The sequence below is a fragment of the Micrococcus sp. 116 genome (assembly GCF_902506395.1).
In the GTDB taxonomy this organism is placed as follows: Bacteria; Actinomycetota; Actinomycetes; order Actinomycetales; family Micrococcaceae; genus Micrococcus; species Micrococcus luteus.
On sequence record NZ_LR732370.1, the window covers coordinates 1,576,079 to 1,594,629 of the forward strand.

Below are 18,551 nucleotides of genomic sequence, written 5' to 3' on the forward strand. Positions count from 1 at the left end.
TTTTCGTTCGGGAAACGGCGGGTGTTCGGTCGTTGTCGTTCGGGAAACGGCGCCCGCCCCGCCAAGGGGCGCCGTTTCCCGAACGAAAGCACTCCTGAGGGCGCCGTTTCCCGAACGAAAGTGAGGGGTCAGAGGCTGGTGCCGATGATCATCGGCTCGGGGTGCAGCTCGACGCCGAAGCGTTCGCGCACGCCGTCGCGCACGGTGCGCGCGACCGTCAGGACGTCCTCGGTGGTCGCGTCGCCGCGGTTGGTCATGGCGAGGGTGTGCTTCGTGGACACCGACGCGCGGCCCCCGGCCAGGCCGGTGCCGTCGGCTCCGCGGCCGTCCGGCCCGCCCTCGCGGGGGGCGACCTCGGGCAGCCCGAAGCCCTTCGCGAAGCCCGCGCGATCGATCAGCCAGGCCGCCGAGAGCTTCACGAGCGGCGTCCCGTCCTCGGCCTGGCCGGCGGCGAACGCCGGGGCGCCGTCGGGCAGGGAGGCCCGCACGGACGCGGGCACGATCGGGTTTGTGAAGTAGCTGCCCGTGGACCACGTGTCCGGGTCCGCCGGATCGGACACCATCCCCTTGGCGGCGCGCAGGGCCAGCACCTCGCGGCGGACCACCGCGAGCGGGGCATGGGCGCCCTCCTCGACGTCGAGCGCGGCCGCCAGCTGCCCGTAGCGGACCGGCGCCGTCGGCTCGGCGTCGGAGGAGGCGCGACGCAGCCGCAGGTCGATCGAGAGCACGATCCACCGGGGACTCGGCGCGCCGGTCTCCAGCATGGAGCGCTTGATCACGGAGTCGCGGTAGCCGAAGCGCAGGTCCGCGGGCGTCAGCTCGACGACGTCGCCCGCCTCCCGGTCCCACGCGCGCAGGGCGACGAGCACCTGCGAGACGTCCGCGCCGTACGCGCCGACGTTCTGCACGGGCGTCGCGCCGGCCGAGCCCGGGATGCCCGAGAGCGCCTCGATCCCGCCGAGCCCGTGCGCCACGGTCCATGCGACGGCGTCGTCCCACGGATGGCCCGCCGCGACCCGCACGACGACGGCCTCCCCCTCGTGGTCCGCGGACCGGGCCCCGTCGCCGGCGGGCGGCGTCTCGCCCTCGCCGGGCAGCGGCCCGTCCAGCACGTGGATGCCCTCGAAGGCCAGCCGCACGACGGTGCCGGGGAAGCCGGCGTCCGCCATGAGGGTGTTGGAACCGCCGCCGAGGACGAACAGGGGCTCGCCCGCCGCGTCGGCGGCGCGCACGGCCTCGATCGCCTCGGCCTCGGTGCGCGCGGTGACCCACGCGCGCGCAGGCCCGCCGACGCGGGTGGTGGTGTGGTCCGCCAGCCGCTCGCTCACGCGCTCTCCCCCGCGGGGTCGGCCAGACGGACCACGGCCTGCGCCTTGGTCAGCACGCGCGGCTTCGCCGCGTCCGGGTTGGTGACGTTCAGGTCGATCCGCACGGTCCCGGCGGCCTCGTCCACGGCGCCGACCGTGCCGACGACCTCGAGCGTGGCGCCGGGGACGGGCGCGCCGTCGTCGTCCGTGCGCCCCGTGGTGTCCGCGACGGGCACCATGCCGGTGAAGCGGGTCTGGTAGTCGACGACGGCGCCCGGGTCGCCCGCCCAGTCCGAGACGAGCTGCACGGCCGCGCCCATGGTGAGCATCCCGTGGGCGATGACGCCGGGCAGGCCGACGTGCTCGGCGAACGACGGGGACCAGTGGATCGGGTTGCGGTCGCCGGAGGCACCCGCGTAGGCGACGAGGTCGGCGCGGGTGAACGTGACGGTGCGCGTGCCGACCACCTCGCCCCGGGCGAGGTCGGACAGGCGGGGGGCGGTGCTCATCAGGACTCCTCTCCCCGGACCAGCAGGGTGGACGTGACGGTGGAGACGGGTGCGCCGTCCAGATCCGCGATCTCTGTGACGGTGGTGACCATGCGGTTGCCGCCGAGGGACTTCACGGCCTCGACCCGCACGGTCGCCACGACCTCGTCCCCGGCCACCAGCGGGCGGTGGTGGACGAAGCGCTCGTCCGCGTGGACCACGCGCGAGAAGTCGATGCCCAGCTCGGGATCGGCGACGACGGCGGCCTCGGCGCGCTGGGCGATGACGACGGCGAAGGTCGGGGGGGCGACCAGGTCGGCGTGTCCCAGGGCCCGGGCGGCCGCGACGTCGTGGTGCGCGGGATGCTGGGCCTGCACGGCCTCGGCGAAGCCGCGGACCGCCTCACGACCGACCTGGAAGGGGGGCGCGGGCGGATAGCTCCGCCCGGCGACGTCGGGGTTCACGCTCAACTCGGGCCTCCTGCGGGACGGTTCTCGACTGCCGTCCAGCCTAACGGCCGGGGCGCCGCTCCCCCTGCCGGCGGGCGGCCTGGCGGAAGCGCACGAGCTGAGCGGACAGGTGAACGGCGACGCCCGCGCCGAGCACGCCCAGGGCGGTCCCGGAGACGGCGAGGCGTCCGGTGGTGCCGCCGACGACCGCCAGCACGATGCCCACGAGGAACAGCGCGGAGCCGGTCAGCACGAGGGTCCGGTACAGCCGGGAGCCGTGCTCCCACGGGGAGACGAAGCCGCGGGGCGCGGCGGTGCCGCGGGTGGGCTGGTGGGCGGGGCGACGCGTGGACATGCCCGCCAGGCTACCGGGGCGACGGACGGGCCCCGGAACGCGAAAGGACCCGGCCCCTCCGAGGAGGTGACCGGGTCCGTCCGATTCCGTAGCGGCGGGGGGACTCGATCCCCCGACCTCACGATTATGAGTCGTGCGCTCTAACCAGCTGAGCTACGCCGCCACGACACGAGAACGCCCGCACTCACGGTTTTCACGCCGCGAGGGCGGGCTCTCATGTCAGAGCCCCGACCGGGAATCGATCCCGGGACCTCCATCTTACCAAGATGGCGCTCTACCACTGAGCTATCGGGGCAACGAGGTGAGACTCTACCAGGGCCCCGGGGCCGATGCAAAATCGGCCCCGGTCACGGCCTCCGGCGGGGTCGGCACCCCGGCGGAATCAGCGGCGGGCGCCCCGATCCGAGCGCTCCTGGGCGCCCCAGCGGGGCTTGCGGCCGCCGGGGCGTCCCCTGCGGTCGCCACGGAAGCTGCGGTCGTCCCGGTCCTTGCGGAAGCCGCCACGATCCTCGCGGGAGCCGCGGTCGTCCCGGTCCTTGCGGTACCCGCCGCGCTGGCCGCCGTCGCGGTCCCCGCGGAAGCCGCCGCGCTCGCCGCGCTCGCCGCGGTCCTTGCGGAAGCCGCCGCGGTCCTCGCCGTCGCGCTCGGCGCGGGTCGGGCGACCGGTGTCCTTGCGCAGGCCGAGGCGACGGCCGTTGATCTCCGCGTTGGCCGCGGCCTCGAGCTGGGCCGAGGTCAGGTCCGCCGGCAGCTCGACGAGCGAGTGGTTGCCGCGCAGGTCGATCGCGCCGATGGCGGAGGCGGGCAGGCCCACCTCGTTCGCCAGCGCGCCCACGATGTTGCCCGGCCGCACGCGGTCCTGGTGGCCGACGGCGATCCAGTACGTCGCGTTGCCGGCCGCGGGCTCCCGGGCCGGGCCACGCGAGCCGCGGCCGTCACTCGTGCCGCGCTCACGGCCGCCGTCGCGCCCACCCTCGCGGCCGCCGTCGCGGTCCTTGCGGCCGCGGGCGCCGCCGAACGGGATCTCCTGCTCGCGGGCCAGCAGCGGGCGGCCGCCCTGGGCCATCATGCCCAGTGCGGCGGCCACGCGCGCCGGCTCGGCCTCGTGCTCGTCGACGTACGCGGCGACGATCTCACCGAACACCGCCAGCTCCTCCTCCGAGGCGCGCTCGAGGGTGCGGGTGATGCCGTCGGCGAAGCGGCGCTTGCGGGCCGCGTTGACGTCGGCGACGGAGGGCACGGCCATCTCCTCGACCTGCTGGCGGGTGGTCCGCTCGATCTGCTTGAGCAGGAAGCGCTCACGCGGGGTCATGAAGAGCACGGCGTCGCCCTGTCGGCCGGCGCGGCCGGTGCGGCCGATGCGGTGCACGTAGGACTCGGCGTCCTGCGGGATGTCGTAGTTGACCACGTGCGAGATGCGCTCGACGTCCAGGCCGCGGGCGGCGACGTCGGTGGCCACGAGGATGTCCACGCGGCCGGCCTTCAGGTCCTCCACGGTCTTCTCGCGCTGCTTCTGGGCGACGTCGCCGGAGATGGCCACGGCCTTGAACCCGGCGCGCGTGAGCTTCTGGGCGAGCTCCTCGGTACCGGCACGGGTGCGCACGAAGGCGATGACGCCGTCGTGCTCCTCGGTCTCGAGGATCCGGCTCAGGGCCTCGAACTTCCACTGGTGACCCACCTGCAGGTAGCGCTGGCGGATCGTGGCGGACGTCGTCGACTGACGGGCGACGGCCACCTCCTCCGGGGCGTTCAGGTACTGGGCGGAGATGCGGCGGATGGCCGGGGGCATGGTGGCGGAGAACAGCGCGGTCTGCTTCGTGTCCGGGGTGGAGGCGAGGATGCGGTCCACCTCCTCCGCGAAGCCCATGCGCAGCATCTCGTCCGCCTCGTCCAGCACGAGGGTCTGCAGGTCGGAGAGGTCCAGCGAGCCGCGCTCGAGATGGTCGATCACGCGGCCCGGCGTGCCGACGACGACCTGCGCGCCCCGGCGCAGTCCGGCCAGCTGCGGGCCGTACGGGGAGCCGCCGTAGACCGCGAGCACGGAGACGTCGTCGAGATGCTTGGCGTAGCTGTCGAAGGCGTCGGCCACCTGGAGGGCGAGCTCGCGGGTCGGGGCGAGCGCGAGCACCTGCGGGGTGTCCGCGCGCCCGGTCACGTCCGTGGTCTCGGCGAGGCGGGACAGGGCCGGCAGCGCGAACGCGCCGGTCTTGCCGGTGCCGGTCTGGGCCAGGCCCACGACGTCGCGGCCGTCCAGCAGCAGCGGGATGGTCGCCTCCTGGATCGGCGAGGGGCGGGTGTAGCCCAGGTCCTCGACGGCGGCCAGCACGCGGGCGTCCAGGCCGAGGTCCAGGAAGGTGGGGCCGGCGGGCCCGGCCGGGGCCTCGGGGGCGGCGGGCTCGGCGGCGTCGACCTGCGGGACGGTCCCGGTGGCCTCCTGCTCCGCCTCGGCGAGCTCGGGGGCGACCTCGGCGGTGGTCTGGGGATCGAGGATGTCGGACATGGGTCCTCCTGTGGGGATGCGCGGGCGCACGCCGGAGGACGTCGGTCGCGGGTCGACGTCGTGGGGCGCAGGGGCCAGCTGGGTCAGATGATTCCGTCCACCCGGCAGCCCCCGAGGGCCACGACGTTCGTGACCCGCACACACATCTGCACAGACATCTGCAGTCCGGCGTGGCACACGCGTCCACGCTCATTCATCACAGGGGGAGAGACCGGATCCGGTCCGCCCAGTCTACGCCACCGGATCCCGGGCCGGGCTGTGCCCTCGGACACCCCGGTCGCTCACCGGCCGGGGCGATAGGCTCGGCAGGTGCCCCAGAACAGCGAAGACCGCCCCCTCGCCCGCGGGCTCGGCCGGGCCGCCGGCCGCGCCGCCCAGTCCTTCCGGGAGAATCAGCGGGCCGACGACGCACGGCTGCGCGCCGAGCGCGCCCGCCTCACCGCCGAGGACGAGGAGCGCCTGGAACGGCGCCGCGCGGACCGCGAGCGCGACCTGGTCGCGCGGGACGCGGCCGAGTCCGACGCCGGCCTCGTCCACCCGCTCCTGAAGGTCGCGCGCCTCTACTGGCTCGCGGTCACCGTGGTGCTGATCGGCATCGCGGGCGCGTTCCTCTGGAACGGGGCCCGCGCACAGGACAGCGGCGAGCCCGTCATCGATCCGCTCACCGGCATGGAGTCGGTGGGCGTGCTGGGCGGCGCGACGGGGCAGTTCACGATGGGCACCGCCGTCGCCCTGCTGGCCGCGGCGTCCCTGTGGGGCTGGATCGGTCTGCTGCGCCGCCGTCGTTCGGCGATCGGGACCCTGACGTTCATCGCCGTCCTGCTGGCCGCCCCCGCGTTCCTGCGGGCCAACGGCCTGCTGATCATCCTCGCCGTCGTGATGCTCCTGGGCGCCGCGCTCGTCTGGCTGCCGCCCGTGCGCTCGCGCGTGCGGCGCTGAGCCCGCGCGTCCCGCCCCCGCCGCCGGGCGGCGGCGCCGCTCAGTCCTCCACGGGACGGGCGGAGGCGACGACGGGCCGGGCCGTGGCGAGGTCGTACTCCATGACCTGACGGCCGCCGATCCACACGCGCAGGGCCCGCTGCATGACATCGAGCGGGTCGCCGGACCAGAGCACCAGGTCGGCATCCTTGCCCACCTCGAGGGAGCCGATGCGGTCGTCCAGCCCCAGCACGCGCGCGGGATGCAGGGTGATGGCGCGCAGGGCGGTCTCCCGGTCCAGGCCCTCCTTCACCGACAGCGCCGCCTGGTAGACGAGGAAGTCGATGGGCACCACCGGGTGGTCGGTGATGATGCTGATCTCGACGCCGGCCCGCGCCAGACGGCCCGGGTTGCGCATCGAGCGGCCCCGCAGCTCCGGCTTGGACTTGGTGGTGAACAGCGGGCCGATCAGCACCGGCACGCCGCGGGCCGCGAGCTGGTCGGCCAGCGGGTGCGCCTCGGTGCCGTGGTCCAGGACGAGGTCGTAGCCGAACTCGTCGGCCAGGCGCAGGGCGGTGGCGACGTCGTCGGTGCGGTGGCAGTGCTGGCGCCAGGGGATCGTGCGCTCCAGGACGAGGGCGAGGGCGTCGAGGTGGGGGTCGCGGGTGAAGGGCTTGTCCTCGCGCTCGGCCTCCGCGCGGCGGGCCATGTAGCCCTGCGCCCGCAGGAACGCCTCGCGGATCACGAGGGCGGTGCCCAGCCGCGTGGACGGGGTGCGGCCCTTCTCCTTGTAGACGTTCTTGGGGTTCTCGCCGAGGGCGGACTTCACGCCCGAGGGACTGCGCAGCACCATCTCGTCCACGGTGCGTCCGTGGGTGTGCAGCGCCACCGCCTGGCCGCCGATCGGGTTGCCCGAGCCGGGGTTCACGTTCACGGTGGTCACCCCGCCGGCCAGGGCGTCCTTCCAGCCCGGCTCGTTCGGGTCGACGGCGTCGATCGCCCGCACCCCGGCCATCACCGGGTCCGTCATCTCGTTGACGTCCGCGGTCGCACCGACCTCGCCCTCGGCGTGCATGCCGAGGTGGACGTGGGCATCCACGAAGCCGGGCAGCAGCCAGCGCCCCTCGCAGTCCACCACCTCGGCGCCGTCGGGCGCCTCGACGTCGGGGCCGAGCGCGGTGATCCGGCCGTCCTCGACGAGCAGGGCGCCGTCGAACGGCTCGGCGGCGACGGGGACGACATGGGCGTTGACGAAGGCGGTGAGGGTCATGCCCGTCACACTACGCCGCCCCGTGCTCCCCACCCGTGCGCTAGACCTCTGGCGGACGTCGGCGGGTCAGAGGCTGCCCAGAGCCCGCTCCAGGTCCGCCACGAGGTCCTCGGCGTCCTCGATGCCCACCGACAGGCGCAGCAGGTCGTCCGGCACGGCCAGCTCGGTGCCGGCCACGGAGGCGTGGGTCATCTCCGCCGGGTAGTTCATCAGCGACTCGATGCCGCCCAGGGACTCGGCGAGCTGGAACAGGCGGGTCGACTCGGCCACGCGGCGGGCCGCCGCGGCGCCGCCGGACAGGCGCAGCGAGACCATGCCGCCGAAACCGCGCATCTGCCGCTGCGCGAGCTCATGGCCGGGGTGGTCCGGCAGCCCCGGGTAGAGCACCTGGGAGACCTCGGCGCGGCCGGTGAGCCACTCGGCGACCGCCTGGGCGTTGGCCTGGTGACGGTCCATGCGCACCCCGAGCGTCTTGAGGCCGCGCGTGGTCAGGTACGCGTCCATGGGCCCGTTCACGGCCCCCGCCGCGAACTGCTGGAACTTCACCTGCTCGGCGAGTGCGGCGTCCGGGATCACGAGCGCCCCGCCGATCACGTCCGAGTGGCCGCCGATGTACTTCGTGGTGGAGTGCACCACCACGTCCGCGCCGAGGGCGATCGGGGACTGCAGGTACGGCGTCGCGAAGGTGTTGTCCACCACGAGCAGGGCGCCGTGCGCGTGGGCCGCCTCGGCGACCGCGGCGACGTCGGAGATCTTCATCATCGGGTTCGACGGGGTCTCCAGCCACACCATGACCGGCCCCGCGGCGGCGGCGCGCTCGACGGCGGCGGCGACCTGCTCGGCGTCCCCCATGTCCACGACGACGTGCTCCACGCCCCACGGGGCGAGCACGCGGGAGATGAGGCGGTAGGAGCCGCCGTACACGTCGTTGCCGAGCACGATCGTCATGCCCGGCCGGCCCGCGCCCATGATCAGCGCGGTCTCCGCGGCCAGGCCGGAGGCGAACGTGAGGCCGGTGGCCCGGGGGGCGCCGGACTCGTCGACGCCGGCCTCGAGCGCGGCCAGCTGCTCCTGCAGCGCGTCCCGGGTGGGGTTGGTGCCGCGGCCGTAGTCGTAGCCGCGCCGCAGCTCGCCGACGGCCGTGGGCGCGTAGGTGCTCGAGAGGTGGATCGGCGGGACGACGGCGCCGAACACCTCGTCCAGGTGCTGGCCCGCGTGCACGGCGCGCGTGCCGAAGCCTCCCCCCTGGGGGTGGGCGGCGGCGTCTTCGGCGCCGGTGTCGGGGGTGGTGGCGTGCGGGTCCTCGTGGACGTTCTGCTCGGTCATCTCGGGAGCCTCCTCGGAGAGATCGGGTCGGGTGGGGCGGGCGCGGCCGGTGCGGCCGGCCTCAGGCGGTGACGTGGGCGAGGACGTCGTGCAGGGTGACGACGCCCTGGACGCGGCCGGCCTCGAGCACCAGCAGCACGGGGTCCTGGGCGAGGCGCCGGGCCACGGCGCGCAGCGGGGTGCGCGCCCCCAGGCAGGGCAGCACGGGGCCCATGACGTCGGCCACGGGGGTCTGCGCGGTGGCCCGCCCCTCGGCGAGGGCGTCCGCGAGCGCGGCGGAGGAGACGGTGCCGCGGACCTCGCCGATCCGCAGGTCGTGCCGGGGCTCGAGGATCACGGGCAGGGCGTCGACGCCGTACCGGTTCATGGTCGCCACGGCGTCCGCCACCGAGGTGGTCGGGGCCGCGGTGACGAGGGTGGGCACGGAGCCCGGGAACAGGTCGGCCTTCTCGGTCAGCAGCTCCCCCGCCGTCGCGGACCAGCGGTCGGCCTCGGCGGGGGCGCCCGCGCGGGTCGCCGGCTCGGCGTCGGCGTGCTCGAGCACCTCGACGGGCGTGCCGGCCCCGCCGGCGGCCCCCGTGGCGCCGTCGTCGTCCATCTGCGGGACCGCCGAGCGGGTGCGCCCGCGCGCCCACGCCGGCAGCACGGTCTCGCGGACGTCGTAGTCGAAGCCGCGCTCGTCCATCCACGGGTCGTTGAAGATCTTGGCGAGGTAGCCGCGGCCCGAGTCGGGCAGCACGATCACCATGACGTCCTCCGGGCCGAGCTCGCGGGCGGCGCGCAGGCCGGCGACGACGGCCAGACCGGAGGAGCCGCCCACGAGCAGGCCCTCCTCGGCGGCGAGGCGGCGGGTCATGGCCAGGGCCTCGGCGTCCTCGACGGCGATGACCTCGTCCGGGACCGCGGGGTCGTAGTTGTCCACCCACATGTCCTCGCCGACACCCTCGACGAAGTAGGGCCGGCCGGCGCCGCCGGAGTACACCGAGCCGCTGGGGTCCGCGCCGATCACGCGGACCGGACCGGACGGGCGGTCCGCCGAGACCTCCTTGAGGTAGCGGCCGGTGCCCGTGATGGTGCCGCCCGTGCCGGCGCCCATCACGACGTGGGTGACGCGGCCGGCCGTGTCCTCCCAGATCTCGGGGCCGGTGGTCTCGTAGTGGGAGGCCGGGGCGGCGGGGTTGAAGAACTGGTTGGGCTGATAGGCCCCGGGGATCTCCCGCACGAGGCGGTCGGCGACCCCGTAGTAGGACTCCTCGGACGTCGGGTCCACGGCGGTGGGCGTGACGACGAGCTCGGCGCCGTACGCGCTGAGCACGTCCCGCTTCTCTTGACCCACCTTGTCCGGGGTGACGAACACGGTGCGGTAGCCCTTGAGCTGCGAGACCAGGGCCAGCCCCACGCCCGTGTTGCCCGAGGTGGGCTCCACGACGGTGCCGCCCGGGCCGAGCAGGCCCTCGCGCTCGGCCTCCTCGATCATCTTCAGCGCGATGCGGTCCTTCACGGAGCCGCCGGGGTTCAGGTACTCGACCTTCACCAGGACGGTGGCCTCGATGCCCTCCGTCACGGAGTGCAGCTTCACGAGCGGGGTGTGCCCGATCAGCTCGAGGACGTTCTCGGCGTACTGCATGGGCTGCGCAGGGGTGGGCGCGGGGGTCTTTTCACTCACGCACCCCACGCTACGCCAGGGGCCGGACGCCGAAGGAGGGCTCCGGACACGCGGGGCAACGCCCGGCGTGCGCGCCGTCACGGCCGACGTCGTCCTGTCCGGGCCCGGGTGTACGGTGCGGGCATGACCGCCCCGGACGCCGAGCGCCGCGTGCGCGTGCCCGTCCCCGTGGACGTCGCGCTCACCCTGCGCCCCCTGCAGCGCGGTGCGGCCGACCCCACGGTCCGCGCCACACCGCAGGGCGTCTGGCTCACTCTGCGCTCCCCCGCCCCGGACGTGGCGTCGGACGGCCCGGGCCGGCCGACGTCGTTGCTGGTCTCCGGCGTCCGGGAGGCCGCAGGGGGCGGCACCGCGGTGACGGCCCGCGCGTGGGGCGCGGGCGCGAGCGCCGCCGTCGCCGGCGTGGAACGCCTGCTCGGCCTGCACGACGACGGCTGGGACGCCTTCGACGCCCTGCTGCGGCCGGACTCCGGCGCGCCCGCGCTGCCGCCGCACGTGCGCGAGGCGCGGCGGATGCGGGCCGGGCTGCGGCTGCCGGCGGCGGGCGCGCTGTCCCGGCAGCTGCTCACCGCCGTGCTCGAGCAGAAGGTCACCCACGACCAGGCGCGGCACGGCTGGCGCACCCTCGTGCGGCTGGCCGCCCGGATCGACGACGACGGGCCCGCCCCCGGCCCGGTGCCGCCGGGGATGCTGCCGCCGCCGACCCCGGCCGCCGTCCTGCGGATCCCCTCGTGGGACTGGCATGCGCGGGCCTGGGTGCAGCCCTCCCAGTCGCGGACCATGCTGGAGGTCGCCCGGCGGGCCGCGAGCATCGACCGGCTCGGCGACGCGGTCGCCCCCGGGGACACGGCCGGGGTGGCCGCGCTGGCCCGGCGCCTGGAGTCGGTGCCCGGGATCGGGCCGTGGACCACGGCCGAGGCGCTGCAGCGCAGCCACGGGGCGGCGGACCTCGTCTCCGTGGGCGACTACCACCTGGCGCAGTACGTGGGGCAGGTCCTCACGGGACGCCGGACCGACGACGCCGGGATGCTCCGCCTGCTCGCGCCATGGGCCGGGCACCGGCAGCGGGTGGTGCGGATGATCGGGCTCTCCGGAGAGCGCAAGCAGGCGTTCGGGCCCAAGCTCGCCCCGGCCGACCACCGCGCCCACTGACGCGACGCCGGGCCGGCCGAGGCCGTGCCGGCGCGTCCGCGCGACCCCTCCGCTCCTGCACAGGCCGCTGCTCCCGGCGTGTCCTCCCCAGCCCCGGCCGGGTCCGGCCGGCCGCCCGCCCCGGGTTCCTAGCGTGGGCGATGCCGCTCCGACCGGTGCGGCGCCGCCGGGACCCTGATGAGTCCCCACCCGGGAGGAGACCGCCATGACCACCGCCTTCGAGCCCCGCCCGCACACCGCCGCCGCCCCGCGCGAACCCGACCCGCACGGCCCCGGCACGCCCGGCTCCCTGCGTCCGGGCGAGCGCGGCTCCGTGCTCATCGTGACCCGCCACCCCGACCCGGACGAGGCCATGCGGCACGCGATGGCCTGGATCACCGCCTTCGAGGAGGACTGCGGCCTCGTGCTGGACACGGACGAGACCGCGCTCTACGCCGTCGGCCGAGCGGGCGACCTGGGTGAAGCCCTGCGTCGCGGCCCCCTGGTCCACGAGGACGGCAGCCCCGCCGACACCTCCGCGTTCGTGGACGCGGTGCTCGCGGACGGCACGTGGCGCCTGCGCGACGCCGACCCGCGGGCGTGGTCGACCACGTACCGTGCCACGATCCTGGGCGCCGCCCCCGAGGCGGTCTGCACCATCTGGGACGTGTTCCCGCTGCCCGCCGCCTGAGGGTGACGGTCGTCGTCAGCCCGCACCCTGGGCGTGGGCCTGGGCGTGGGCCTGGGCCTGGACGACCTTCGCGCCCTCTTCGCGCAGCTCGACCTTGCGGACCTTGCCGGAGACGGTCATGGGGAAGGCGTCGAGCACGCGGACGTAGGCCGGGATCTTGAAGTGCGCGATCCGGCCCGTGGCGAACTCGCGGACGGCGTCCACGGTGAGCGGCTCGACGCCGTCCTTCATGATCACGCAGGCCATGAGCTGCTCGCCGTACTTCTCGTCCGGCACGCCCACCACCTGGACGTCCTGGATGTCCGGGTGGGTGTAGAGGAACTCCTCCACCTCGCGCGGGGAGATGTTCTCGCCGCCGCGGATCACGAGGTCCTTGATGCGGCCCTCGATGCGCACGGAGCCGTCCTCGTCCATGGAGGCGAGGTCGCCGGAGTGCATCCAGCCGTCGGCGTCCAGCACCTCGGCGGTCTTCTCGGGGGCGTCCCAGTAGCCGAGCATCACGGAGTAGCCGCGGGTGCACAGCTCGCCCGTGGCCCCGCGCGGGACGACCTCACCGGTGGCGGGGTCCACGATCTTCGTCTCCACGTGGGGCATGGTGCGGCCGACGGTCTGGGTGCGCACCTCCAGGGAGTCGTCGCGGCGGGTCATGGTGGACACGGGCGCGGTCTCCGTCATGCCGTAGCAGATGGCGACCTCGGACATGTGGAACCGGTCGATGACCTTCTTCATCACCTCGACGGGGCACGTGGAGCCGGCCATCACGCCGGTGCGCAGCGTCGTCAGGTCCAGCTCGTCCGCCTCGGGCCGGGCGAGCATGGCGATGAACATCGCCGGCACGCCGTACAGGCTCGTCGCACCGGTGGCGGCCACGGCCCGCAGCGCGGAGACCGGCTCGAAGCTGCGCGCCGGGATGACGGCGAGCGAGCCGTGGGAGACGGTGGCGATCACGCCGATCACCATGCCGAAGCAGTGGAAGAACGGCACCGGGATCACCACGGTGTCCTCCTCCGTGTAGCCCAGCAGCTCACCGATGTGGAAGCCGTTGTTCAGCACGTTGCGGTGCGTCAGCGTGACGCCCTTGGGGAAGCCGGTGGTACCCGAGGTGTACTGCAGGTTCACGGGGTCCTCCGGCCGGGTGGCGGCCTCGCGCGCGGCCAGGTCCTCGTCCGAGACCCGCGCGGCCCCGGCCAGGAAGGCGGCCCACGTGCCCTCGGCCACGGGATTGGCGGCGTGCCGGCCGGCCACGTCGCCGGTCTGCACGTGCGCGTAGGCGTCCTCGCCGCTCCCGGCCGGCAGCATGATCAGCTGGCGCAGGTGCGGCGCCGACTCACGGGCCACGACGCGCGCGGTGGCGGGCGGATCCATGCGCGCGTCCGCGCGGGCCACCACCAGCCCGCGCATGTCGCACTGCTCGACCACGTAGGTCAGCTCGTGGGCGCGGTACGCCGGGTTGAGGTTCACGAGGATGACGCCGGCACGCGCCGCGCCATAGAGCAGCGAGACCCACTCGGCGACGTTGGGGCTCCACATGCCGATCCGGTCCCCCGCCTCGTAGCCCGCGGCCATGAGCGCCTTGGCCACCGTCACGGACTCCTCACGCAGCTGCCCGTAGGTCCAGGTGCGGCCGGTGGCCGGGTCCCCGTCCGGTCCACACTCCAGGAGCGCGGCGCGGTCGGCGAACCGGCGGGCGGTGTCGTCGAGGTTCTGGGCCAGAGTCTGCGCGAGGAGCTCGACGTCGGTCGGTCCCTGGGTGAAGGACTCGGGGGCGGTGGACTCGGTCATCGGGCGCTCCTCGCGGACGGTCGGGCGACGCCGCACGGCGTCACGATGCACGGCCGTGCCGCCGCCGGACCGCAGAGGGCATCGGATGTGACACGGACCACAGGCAGGCTACGTCGCCTGGCGGGAGGCCGCCACCTCCCGGGGCGGGCACGCGGGGCGTGCCACGGCCCCGGACGGCAGAAGACCCCGGGACCGTGTGGTCCCGGGGTCTTCGTTTCGGTGGCAGATACTGGATTCGAACCAGTGAAGGCAGTGCCAGCTGATTTACAGTCAGCCCCCTTTGGCCGCTCGGGAAATCTGCCGTGCCACCCGGCGGCTGCTGGGCGTCTCGAGGACGACCGCACCGGTCGGGCGAGAGTCGACTGTACAGCATCCCTGCGCCACGCCGCCAATCGACCCGGGACCGCGTCCGTCGTCCCCGGTAGGCTGGCCCGCAGAGCGCCGCGCGCGGCCCCGCAGTGGCCGTCGTCGACGGGCGCACCCCGTCCGCAGACCCTGAAGGAGAGCACCCGTGGCCAGCGATTCCACGTTCGACGTCGTCAGCAAGGTGGACAGCCAGGAGGTGTCCAACGCCCTGAACCAGGCGCAGAAGGAGATCGCCCAGCGCTACGACTTCAAGGGCGTCGGCGCCGAGATCGACTTCTCCGGCGAGAAGATCCTCATGAAGGCCTCCTCCGAGGAGCGCGTCAAGGCCGTCAAGGACGTGTTCGAGTCCAAGCTCGTCAAGCGCGGCATCTCCCTCAAGTCCCTCGACGCCGGCGCCCCGTTCGCCTCCGGCAAGGAGTACCGCATCGAGGCGACCATGAAGGAGGGCATCGACCAGCCCACCGCGAAGAAGATCACCAAGCTGATCCGCGACGAGGGCCCCAAGTCCGTCAAGGCCCAGATCCAGGGGGACGAGCTGCGCGTGTCCTCCAAGTCCCGCGACGACCTGCAGTCGGTCATCGCGATGCTCAAGGACTTCGAGGACGCGGACCTGCAGTTCGTGAACTTCCGCTGATCCGCACGCCGCCTCCCCTCCGATCCCACCAGGAGTCCCCATGCTGTACCTGATCGACCCTCGCGGGGCCGTGTGGTCCGCCGACACCACGATCGGCCGGGCGCGGGCCCGGGCCCGCGTGGACGGCCGCCCGGTCGACGACCTGAAGTTCACCAAGGCCGCCATGCTCCTGACCTTCGACGACCATGTGGACCTCGCGCTGCGTCACGGCATCGCCGCCCCGCGCGGCCTCCTCCTCGACCACGGGTTCGTGGCCCAGGTGCTCGCCCCCGCGAACCTGAAGGCCCAGCGCGCCAACCAGGACGCGATCGCCGAGCAGCTCGCGGTGGTGGAGCGTCGCACGGAGGACGTCGGATCGCTGCGCTCCCACCGACACGCGGCCGCCTACGAGGGCGCGGACCAGAATCTGGAGCGCCGCATCAAGAAGGCGGAGGAGGCGGCCCGCGAGTCGCTCCAGGCGGCCCCGGACGAGGACCTCGTCCGCCACTGGACGCGCCTGGGTGGCGCGGTCCCGGCCACGCTCCAGGCCGACCGCGACCGCTGACCCGCCGGCCGCCGTCGTCGTGGTGCCTCCCGCGGACGGCGGCTCAGGCTGCCGCGAGCCAGACGTTTCGGCGGTTTCGCGGCCCGATCTGCAGCAGAATCATCTGGCTCACGGGCAGAAACGTCTGGCTCGGCGCTCCTCGGCGGTCGCGGGCTCGCAGCCTCCCGCCTCGTCACCGCCACGGAACCCCGCGCCCGCTCAGGGCGTGGGGTTCCGTGCGTCGTAGCGCAGGAAGCCGGGCTGCCACCGCATCAGCGCGCTCACGCCGAGCATGCACAGCACACCGCCGGCCAGCAGGGTCGGCCCCTCCCCCAGGCCCACGGACGCACCGCCGGTGATCAGCTCGCCCAGGCGCGGCCCGCCCGCCACCACGACGACGAACACGCCCTGCAGCCGGCCGCGCAGGTGGTCCGGGGTCGCGGACTGCAGGATCGAGCCGCGGAAGACGCCGGAGAGCGAGTCCGCGGCCCCGCCCACCGCCATGCACAGCGCGGCGAGGGCGAACGCGAGCGTGAGGCGGGGATCGCCGTCGGGCAGGGACTGCGCCCACCACACCACGCCGCCGAACGCGGCCACCGCCGCGCCCCACACGAGGATCGAGACGTACACGCCCCAGCCCTGCGCATGCAGGCGTGTGAACGGGGCGGAGAACAGTCCCGCGAGGAACGCGCCCGCCGCCATCGCGGCCAGCAGCACGCCGACGGCGGCCTCACCGCCGCCGAGCACCACGGCGCCGATGGCGGGCAGCAGGGCGCGCGGGAACGCCGTCGTCATGGCCACGATGTCCGCGAGGAAGGTCATCCGCAGGTTCGGTCGCGAGCCGAGGAAGCGCAGGCCCTCGACCACCGAGGCCAGGCCCCCGCGCGTCCCCGAGGCGGCCGCGGCCTCGCCCCGCTGCGGCGGCAGGGACGGCAGCCGCCACACGGCGTACAGGGCGGCGAGGAAGGTGACGACGTCGATCGAGTAGGTCCACGCGTAGCCGACCGCCGCCACGAGCACGCCGCCCAGCACGGGGCCGACCATCAGGGCCACGGAGAACGTCATCATGTTCAGCGCGTTCGCCGCCGGCACGAGCGGCAGGCCCACGAGCGCGGGGATGATCGCGCCGCGGGTGGGCTGGTTGATGCCGGACGCGCCGGAGTGCAGGGCCACGAGGGCGTACAGCACCGGCACCGACTCGAGCCCGGCCCAGGCCTGCGCGGCGATGCCGACCGTGGTCAGCCACATGACGGCCGACGAGGTCAGTGCGACGCGGCGGCGGTCGTGCCGGTCCGCGATCGCGCCGCCGTACAGGCCCGCGACCACGAGCGGCACGAGCGCGGCGAGGCCGAGCAGGCCCACCGCGAACGAGGAGCCGGTCAGGGCGAACACCTCGAGGGACACCGCCACGAGCGTGAGCTGCGTGCCCACGTACGCGAGCGTGTTGCCGAGCCACAGCCGCCGGTAGGCGGGTGAGACCCGCAGCGGGGTGATGTCGACGAGGAGGCGGGCCACCCCGGAAGCCTAGCGCCGGGGCGGCCAGGGCCCGCCCCGGATCAGGCGGTCGGGACGGAGGCCCCGTCGCGGGAGATGCGGGTCATCTCCTCCCGGTCCACGACCTTCACCCGCTCCCGCGCCACCGGACCGGCCTCCGTCGCCTGCGCACCCAAGGACTTCTCGTGGTCATCCAGAGCATGCCAGCCGGCCCACGTGGTGTACGGCACCTCACGGGACTCGAGCAGCTCGATCACCGACTCCTCGGAGGGCTCCTGGGCCGTCCACAGCCCCGGCTCGTCCTCGATCAGATGCGTGATCGTCTCCAGGGAGTCACCCTTGGTGTGCCCGATCAGGCCCACCGGGCCCCGCTTGATCCACCCCGAGGCGTACAGCCCCGGCACCGGGGCGCCGTCCGCGTCCAGGACCCGGCCCTGCGCGTTCGGGATCACCCCGCGCACCTCATCGAACTCCACCCCCTCCACGGGCGAACCGAAATACCCCACGGCCCGGTACACCGCCTGCACCGGATAGTCCACGGTCTCCCCCGTCGGACGGACCCCACCGGAACCGTCCAACTCCATCCGACGCATCCGCAGACCGTCCACCCGGCCGTCCCCGTCCTCGTCCAGGAACTCCTCCGGGGCCTGCAGGAAATGCAGATGCAACCGACGCGAGGCGCTCTGCTGACGGTCCTCCTGCTCCATGAGCCAGTTCGTCAGCGTGCCCACCATGGTGCGGACCTGGTTGTTCTCCTCGATCGCCTTCTCCGAGGCCTCATCGAAGTCGAAGTCCTCCTCGTACAACACGATGTCCACATCCCGGGAGTGCGCCAGCTCCCGCAGCTCCAGCGGGGTGAACTTCACCTGCGCCGGCCCACGCCGGCCGAACACGTGCACGTCCGTGACCGGGGAGGCGGCCAGGTCCCGGTACACGTTGTCCGGGATCTCGGTGGGCAGCAGGTCCTCGGCATGCTTGGACAGGATCCGGGCCACATCCAGGGCCACGTTCCCGTTGCCGATCACCGCCACCTGCGTGGCCTCCAACGGCCAGTGCCGCGGCACATCCGGGTGCCCGTCATACCAGGACGCGAAGTCCGCGCCACCGAACGAGCCGGCCAACTCCACCCCCGGCACGTCCAGGGCCGCGTCCCGCACCGCCCCGGTGGAGAACACGATCGCGTCGTAGTGCCGACGCAGATCCGCCAGGCTCAGATCCGTGCCGTAGTCCACGTTGCCCAGGAAACGGATGTCCCCGCGGTCCATGACCTTGTGCAGAGCGGTCACGATCCCCTTGATGCGCGGGTGGTCCGGGGCCACCCCGTAGCGGATCAGACCGAACGGGGCCGGGTACCGGTCGAACAGGTCGATGCTGACGCGGAAGTCCCGTTCCTCCTTGGTCAGGATGTCCGCCGTGTACACCCCGGCGGGTCCGGCACCGATGATGGCGATGCGCAACGGGCGGTCAGGGCGAGCGGTCACGGCGGGTGGGTCCTTTTCGACGACGGCGGGGCACGCCGGCAGGACGCAGGGCGGGGCCCGGCGCCGGCGCGCGGGATCGACCCCCCAGTCTACCGCCGTGACCGGGAGGAACCTGGGTGAGAGTGCTCACCCGGACCGTACAGTGGTCCGCGTGAGCCCCTCCTCCCCCG

16 protein-coding genes and 3 tRNA genes are annotated in these 18,551 nt (G+C 74.1%); 5 read left to right on the forward strand and 14 right to left on the reverse strand.

Annotated elements, in window-relative coordinates:
• Nucleotides 1-128: 128 nt before the first annotated feature.
• The 7 genes from CITRIK5_RS07325 to CITRIK5_RS07355 all read right to left on the reverse strand — a co-directional run bounded on the left by CITRIK5_RS07325 (nucleotide 129) and on the right by CITRIK5_RS07355 (nucleotide 5,099).
• Nucleotides 129-1,328 (reverse strand): UDP-N-acetylmuramate dehydrogenase, encoded by a 1,200-nt coding sequence (locus CITRIK5_RS07325; protein WP_123244258.1) that lies wholly within the window; start codon nucleotides 1,326-1,328, stop codon nucleotides 129-131.
• Nucleotides 1,325-1,816, reverse strand: coding sequence for a MaoC/PaaZ C-terminal domain-containing protein (locus CITRIK5_RS07330; RefSeq protein ID WP_078025942.1), 492 nt, complete (start codon nucleotides 1,814-1,816; stop codon nucleotides 1,325-1,327). Before CITRIK5_RS07330 ends, CITRIK5_RS07325 begins: the two co-directional genes overlap by 4 nt.
• Nucleotides 1,816-2,265, reverse strand: a complete 450-nt coding sequence (locus CITRIK5_RS07335; RefSeq protein WP_002854745.1) for a MaoC family dehydratase N-terminal domain-containing protein — start codon at nucleotides 2,263-2,265, stop codon at nucleotides 1,816-1,818. The genes CITRIK5_RS07330 and CITRIK5_RS07335 overlap by 1 nt, the downstream gene beginning before the upstream one ends.
• Nucleotides 2,266-2,305: 40 nt before the next feature.
• Entirely contained in the window at nucleotides 2,306-2,599 is a 294-nt protein-coding gene (locus CITRIK5_RS07340) for a hypothetical protein (protein WP_041103577.1), read from the reverse strand.
• Nucleotides 2,600-2,688: 89 nt separating this feature from the next.
• A tRNA-Met gene (locus CITRIK5_RS07345) sits at nucleotides 2,689-2,762 on the reverse strand.
• A gap of 60 nt (nucleotides 2,763-2,822) precedes the next feature.
• Nucleotides 2,823-2,894: transfer RNA gene (locus CITRIK5_RS07350), tRNA-Thr, on the reverse strand.
• 87 nt (nucleotides 2,895-2,981) lie between these two features.
• Nucleotides 2,982-5,099, reverse strand: a complete 2,118-nt coding sequence (locus tag CITRIK5_RS07355; RefSeq protein WP_159833415.1) for a DEAD/DEAH box helicase — start codon at nucleotides 5,097-5,099, stop codon at nucleotides 2,982-2,984.
• A 309-nt stretch (nucleotides 5,100-5,408) separates the two neighbouring features.
• Here CITRIK5_RS07355 and CITRIK5_RS07360 point away from each other — a divergent pair, with 309 nt between their 5' ends.
• A complete protein-coding gene (locus tag CITRIK5_RS07360; RefSeq protein ID WP_060974118.1) occupies nucleotides 5,409-6,038 on the forward strand; it encodes a hypothetical protein in 630 nt (209 codons plus the stop codon).
• A gap of 40 nt (nucleotides 6,039-6,078) precedes the next feature.
• On the opposite strand, the gene CITRIK5_RS07365 is transcribed toward CITRIK5_RS07360, so the two are convergent.
• From CITRIK5_RS07365 to CITRIK5_RS07375, 3 genes are all read right to left on the reverse strand, one after another.
• Nucleotides 6,079-7,287: an amidohydrolase gene (locus tag CITRIK5_RS07365; RefSeq protein WP_060974117.1), complete on the reverse strand. Its 1,209-nt coding sequence runs from the start codon at nucleotides 7,285-7,287 to the stop codon at nucleotides 6,079-6,081.
• A 66-nt stretch (nucleotides 7,288-7,353) separates the two neighbouring features.
• Nucleotides 7,354-8,613 (reverse strand): cystathionine gamma-synthase, encoded by a 1,260-nt coding sequence (locus tag CITRIK5_RS07370; RefSeq protein ID WP_078025945.1) that lies wholly within the window; start codon nucleotides 8,611-8,613, stop codon nucleotides 7,354-7,356.
• Nucleotides 8,614-8,674: 61 nt separating this feature from the next.
• The gene (locus tag CITRIK5_RS07375; protein WP_036317690.1) at nucleotides 8,675-10,240 is read right to left on the reverse strand and encodes a pyridoxal-phosphate dependent enzyme; all 1,566 of its coding nucleotides are present in this window, start codon (nucleotides 10,238-10,240) and stop codon (nucleotides 8,675-8,677) included.
• A 162-nt stretch (nucleotides 10,241-10,402) separates the two neighbouring features.
• Here CITRIK5_RS07375 and CITRIK5_RS07380 point away from each other — a divergent pair, with 162 nt between their 5' ends.
• Both CITRIK5_RS07380 and CITRIK5_RS07385 read left to right on the forward strand, forming a co-directional pair.
• A complete protein-coding gene (locus CITRIK5_RS07380) occupies nucleotides 10,403-11,431 on the forward strand; it encodes a DNA-3-methyladenine glycosylase (RefSeq protein WP_060973447.1) in 1,029 nt (342 codons plus the stop codon).
• A gap of 205 nt (nucleotides 11,432-11,636) precedes the next feature.
• Complete coding sequence (locus CITRIK5_RS07385) at nucleotides 11,637-12,101, forward strand: hypothetical protein (RefSeq protein WP_041103583.1); 465 nt, start codon at nucleotides 11,637-11,639, stop codon at nucleotides 12,099-12,101.
• Between the two features lie 15 nt (nucleotides 12,102-12,116).
• Here CITRIK5_RS07385 and CITRIK5_RS07390 read toward each other — a convergent pair whose 3' ends face one another.
• Nucleotides 12,117-13,883, reverse strand: coding sequence for an AMP-binding protein (locus CITRIK5_RS07390; RefSeq protein WP_159833417.1), 1,767 nt, complete (start codon nucleotides 13,881-13,883; stop codon nucleotides 12,117-12,119).
• A gap of 220 nt (nucleotides 13,884-14,103) precedes the next feature.
• Nucleotides 14,104-14,185, reverse strand: a tRNA-Tyr gene (locus CITRIK5_RS07395).
• A gap of 209 nt (nucleotides 14,186-14,394) precedes the next feature.
• On the opposite strand from CITRIK5_RS07395, the gene CITRIK5_RS07400 reads away from it, so the two are divergent.
• Both CITRIK5_RS07400 and CITRIK5_RS07405 read left to right on the forward strand, forming a co-directional pair.
• The gene (locus CITRIK5_RS07400; protein ID WP_002856881.1) at nucleotides 14,395-14,883 is read left to right on the forward strand and encodes a YajQ family cyclic di-GMP-binding protein; all 489 of its coding nucleotides are present in this window, start codon (nucleotides 14,395-14,397) and stop codon (nucleotides 14,881-14,883) included.
• Nucleotides 14,884-14,923: 40 nt separating this feature from the next.
• Nucleotides 14,924-15,427: a hypothetical protein gene (locus CITRIK5_RS07405; protein ID WP_159833419.1), complete on the forward strand. Its 504-nt coding sequence runs from the start codon at nucleotides 14,924-14,926 to the stop codon at nucleotides 15,425-15,427.
• Between the two features lie 198 nt (nucleotides 15,428-15,625).
• Here CITRIK5_RS07405 and CITRIK5_RS07410 read toward each other — a convergent pair whose 3' ends face one another.
• Nucleotides 15,626-16,921 carry an MFS transporter gene (locus CITRIK5_RS07410; RefSeq protein WP_159833421.1) on the reverse strand — a complete coding sequence of 432 codons (1,296 nt, stop codon included), beginning with the start codon at nucleotides 16,919-16,921 and terminating at the stop codon, nucleotides 15,626-15,628.
• Nucleotides 16,922-16,962: 41 nt separating this feature from the next.
• Nucleotides 16,963-18,381: an FAD-dependent oxidoreductase gene (locus tag CITRIK5_RS07415; protein WP_159833423.1), complete on the reverse strand. Its 1,419-nt coding sequence runs from the start codon at nucleotides 18,379-18,381 to the stop codon at nucleotides 16,963-16,965.
• Nucleotides 18,382-18,551: the final 170 nt, after the last annotated feature.

What these genes read in the sequence shown, in the direction of transcription:
- CITRIK5_RS07340 (WP_041103577.1), bottom strand. Translation starts at nt 2,599, where the DNA reads ATGTCCACGCGTCGCCCCGCCCACCAGCCCACCCGCGGCACCGCCGCG.
- CITRIK5_RS07375 (WP_036317690.1), bottom strand. Translation starts at nt 10,240, where the DNA reads ATGCAGTACGCCGAGAACGTCCTCGAGCTGATCGGGCACACCCCGCTC.
- CITRIK5_RS07380 (WP_060973447.1), top strand. Translation starts at nt 10,403, where the DNA reads ATGACCGCCCCGGACGCCGAGCGCCGCGTGCGCGTGCCCGTCCCCGTG.
- CITRIK5_RS07330 (WP_078025942.1), bottom strand. Translation starts at nt 1,816, where the DNA reads ATGAGCACCGCCCCCCGCCTGTCCGACCTCGCCCGGGGCGAGGTGGTC.
- CITRIK5_RS07405 (WP_159833419.1), top strand. Translation starts at nt 14,924, where the DNA reads ATGCTGTACCTGATCGACCCTCGCGGGGCCGTGTGGTCCGCCGACACC.
- CITRIK5_RS07390 (WP_159833417.1), bottom strand. Translation starts at nt 13,883, where the DNA reads ATGACCGAGTCCACCGCCCCCGAGTCCTTCACCCAGGGACCGACCGAC.
- CITRIK5_RS07385 (WP_041103583.1), top strand. Translation starts at nt 11,637, where the DNA reads ATGACCACCGCCTTCGAGCCCCGCCCGCACACCGCCGCCGCCCCGCGC.
- CITRIK5_RS07370 (WP_078025945.1), bottom strand. Translation starts at nt 8,613, where the DNA reads ATGACCGAGCAGAACGTCCACGAGGACCCGCACGCCACCACCCCCGAC.
- CITRIK5_RS07355 (WP_159833415.1), bottom strand. Translation starts at nt 5,099, where the DNA reads ATGTCCGACATCCTCGATCCCCAGACCACCGCCGAGGTCGCCCCCGAG.
- CITRIK5_RS07365 (WP_060974117.1), bottom strand. Translation starts at nt 7,287, where the DNA reads ATGACCCTCACCGCCTTCGTCAACGCCCATGTCGTCCCCGTCGCCGCC.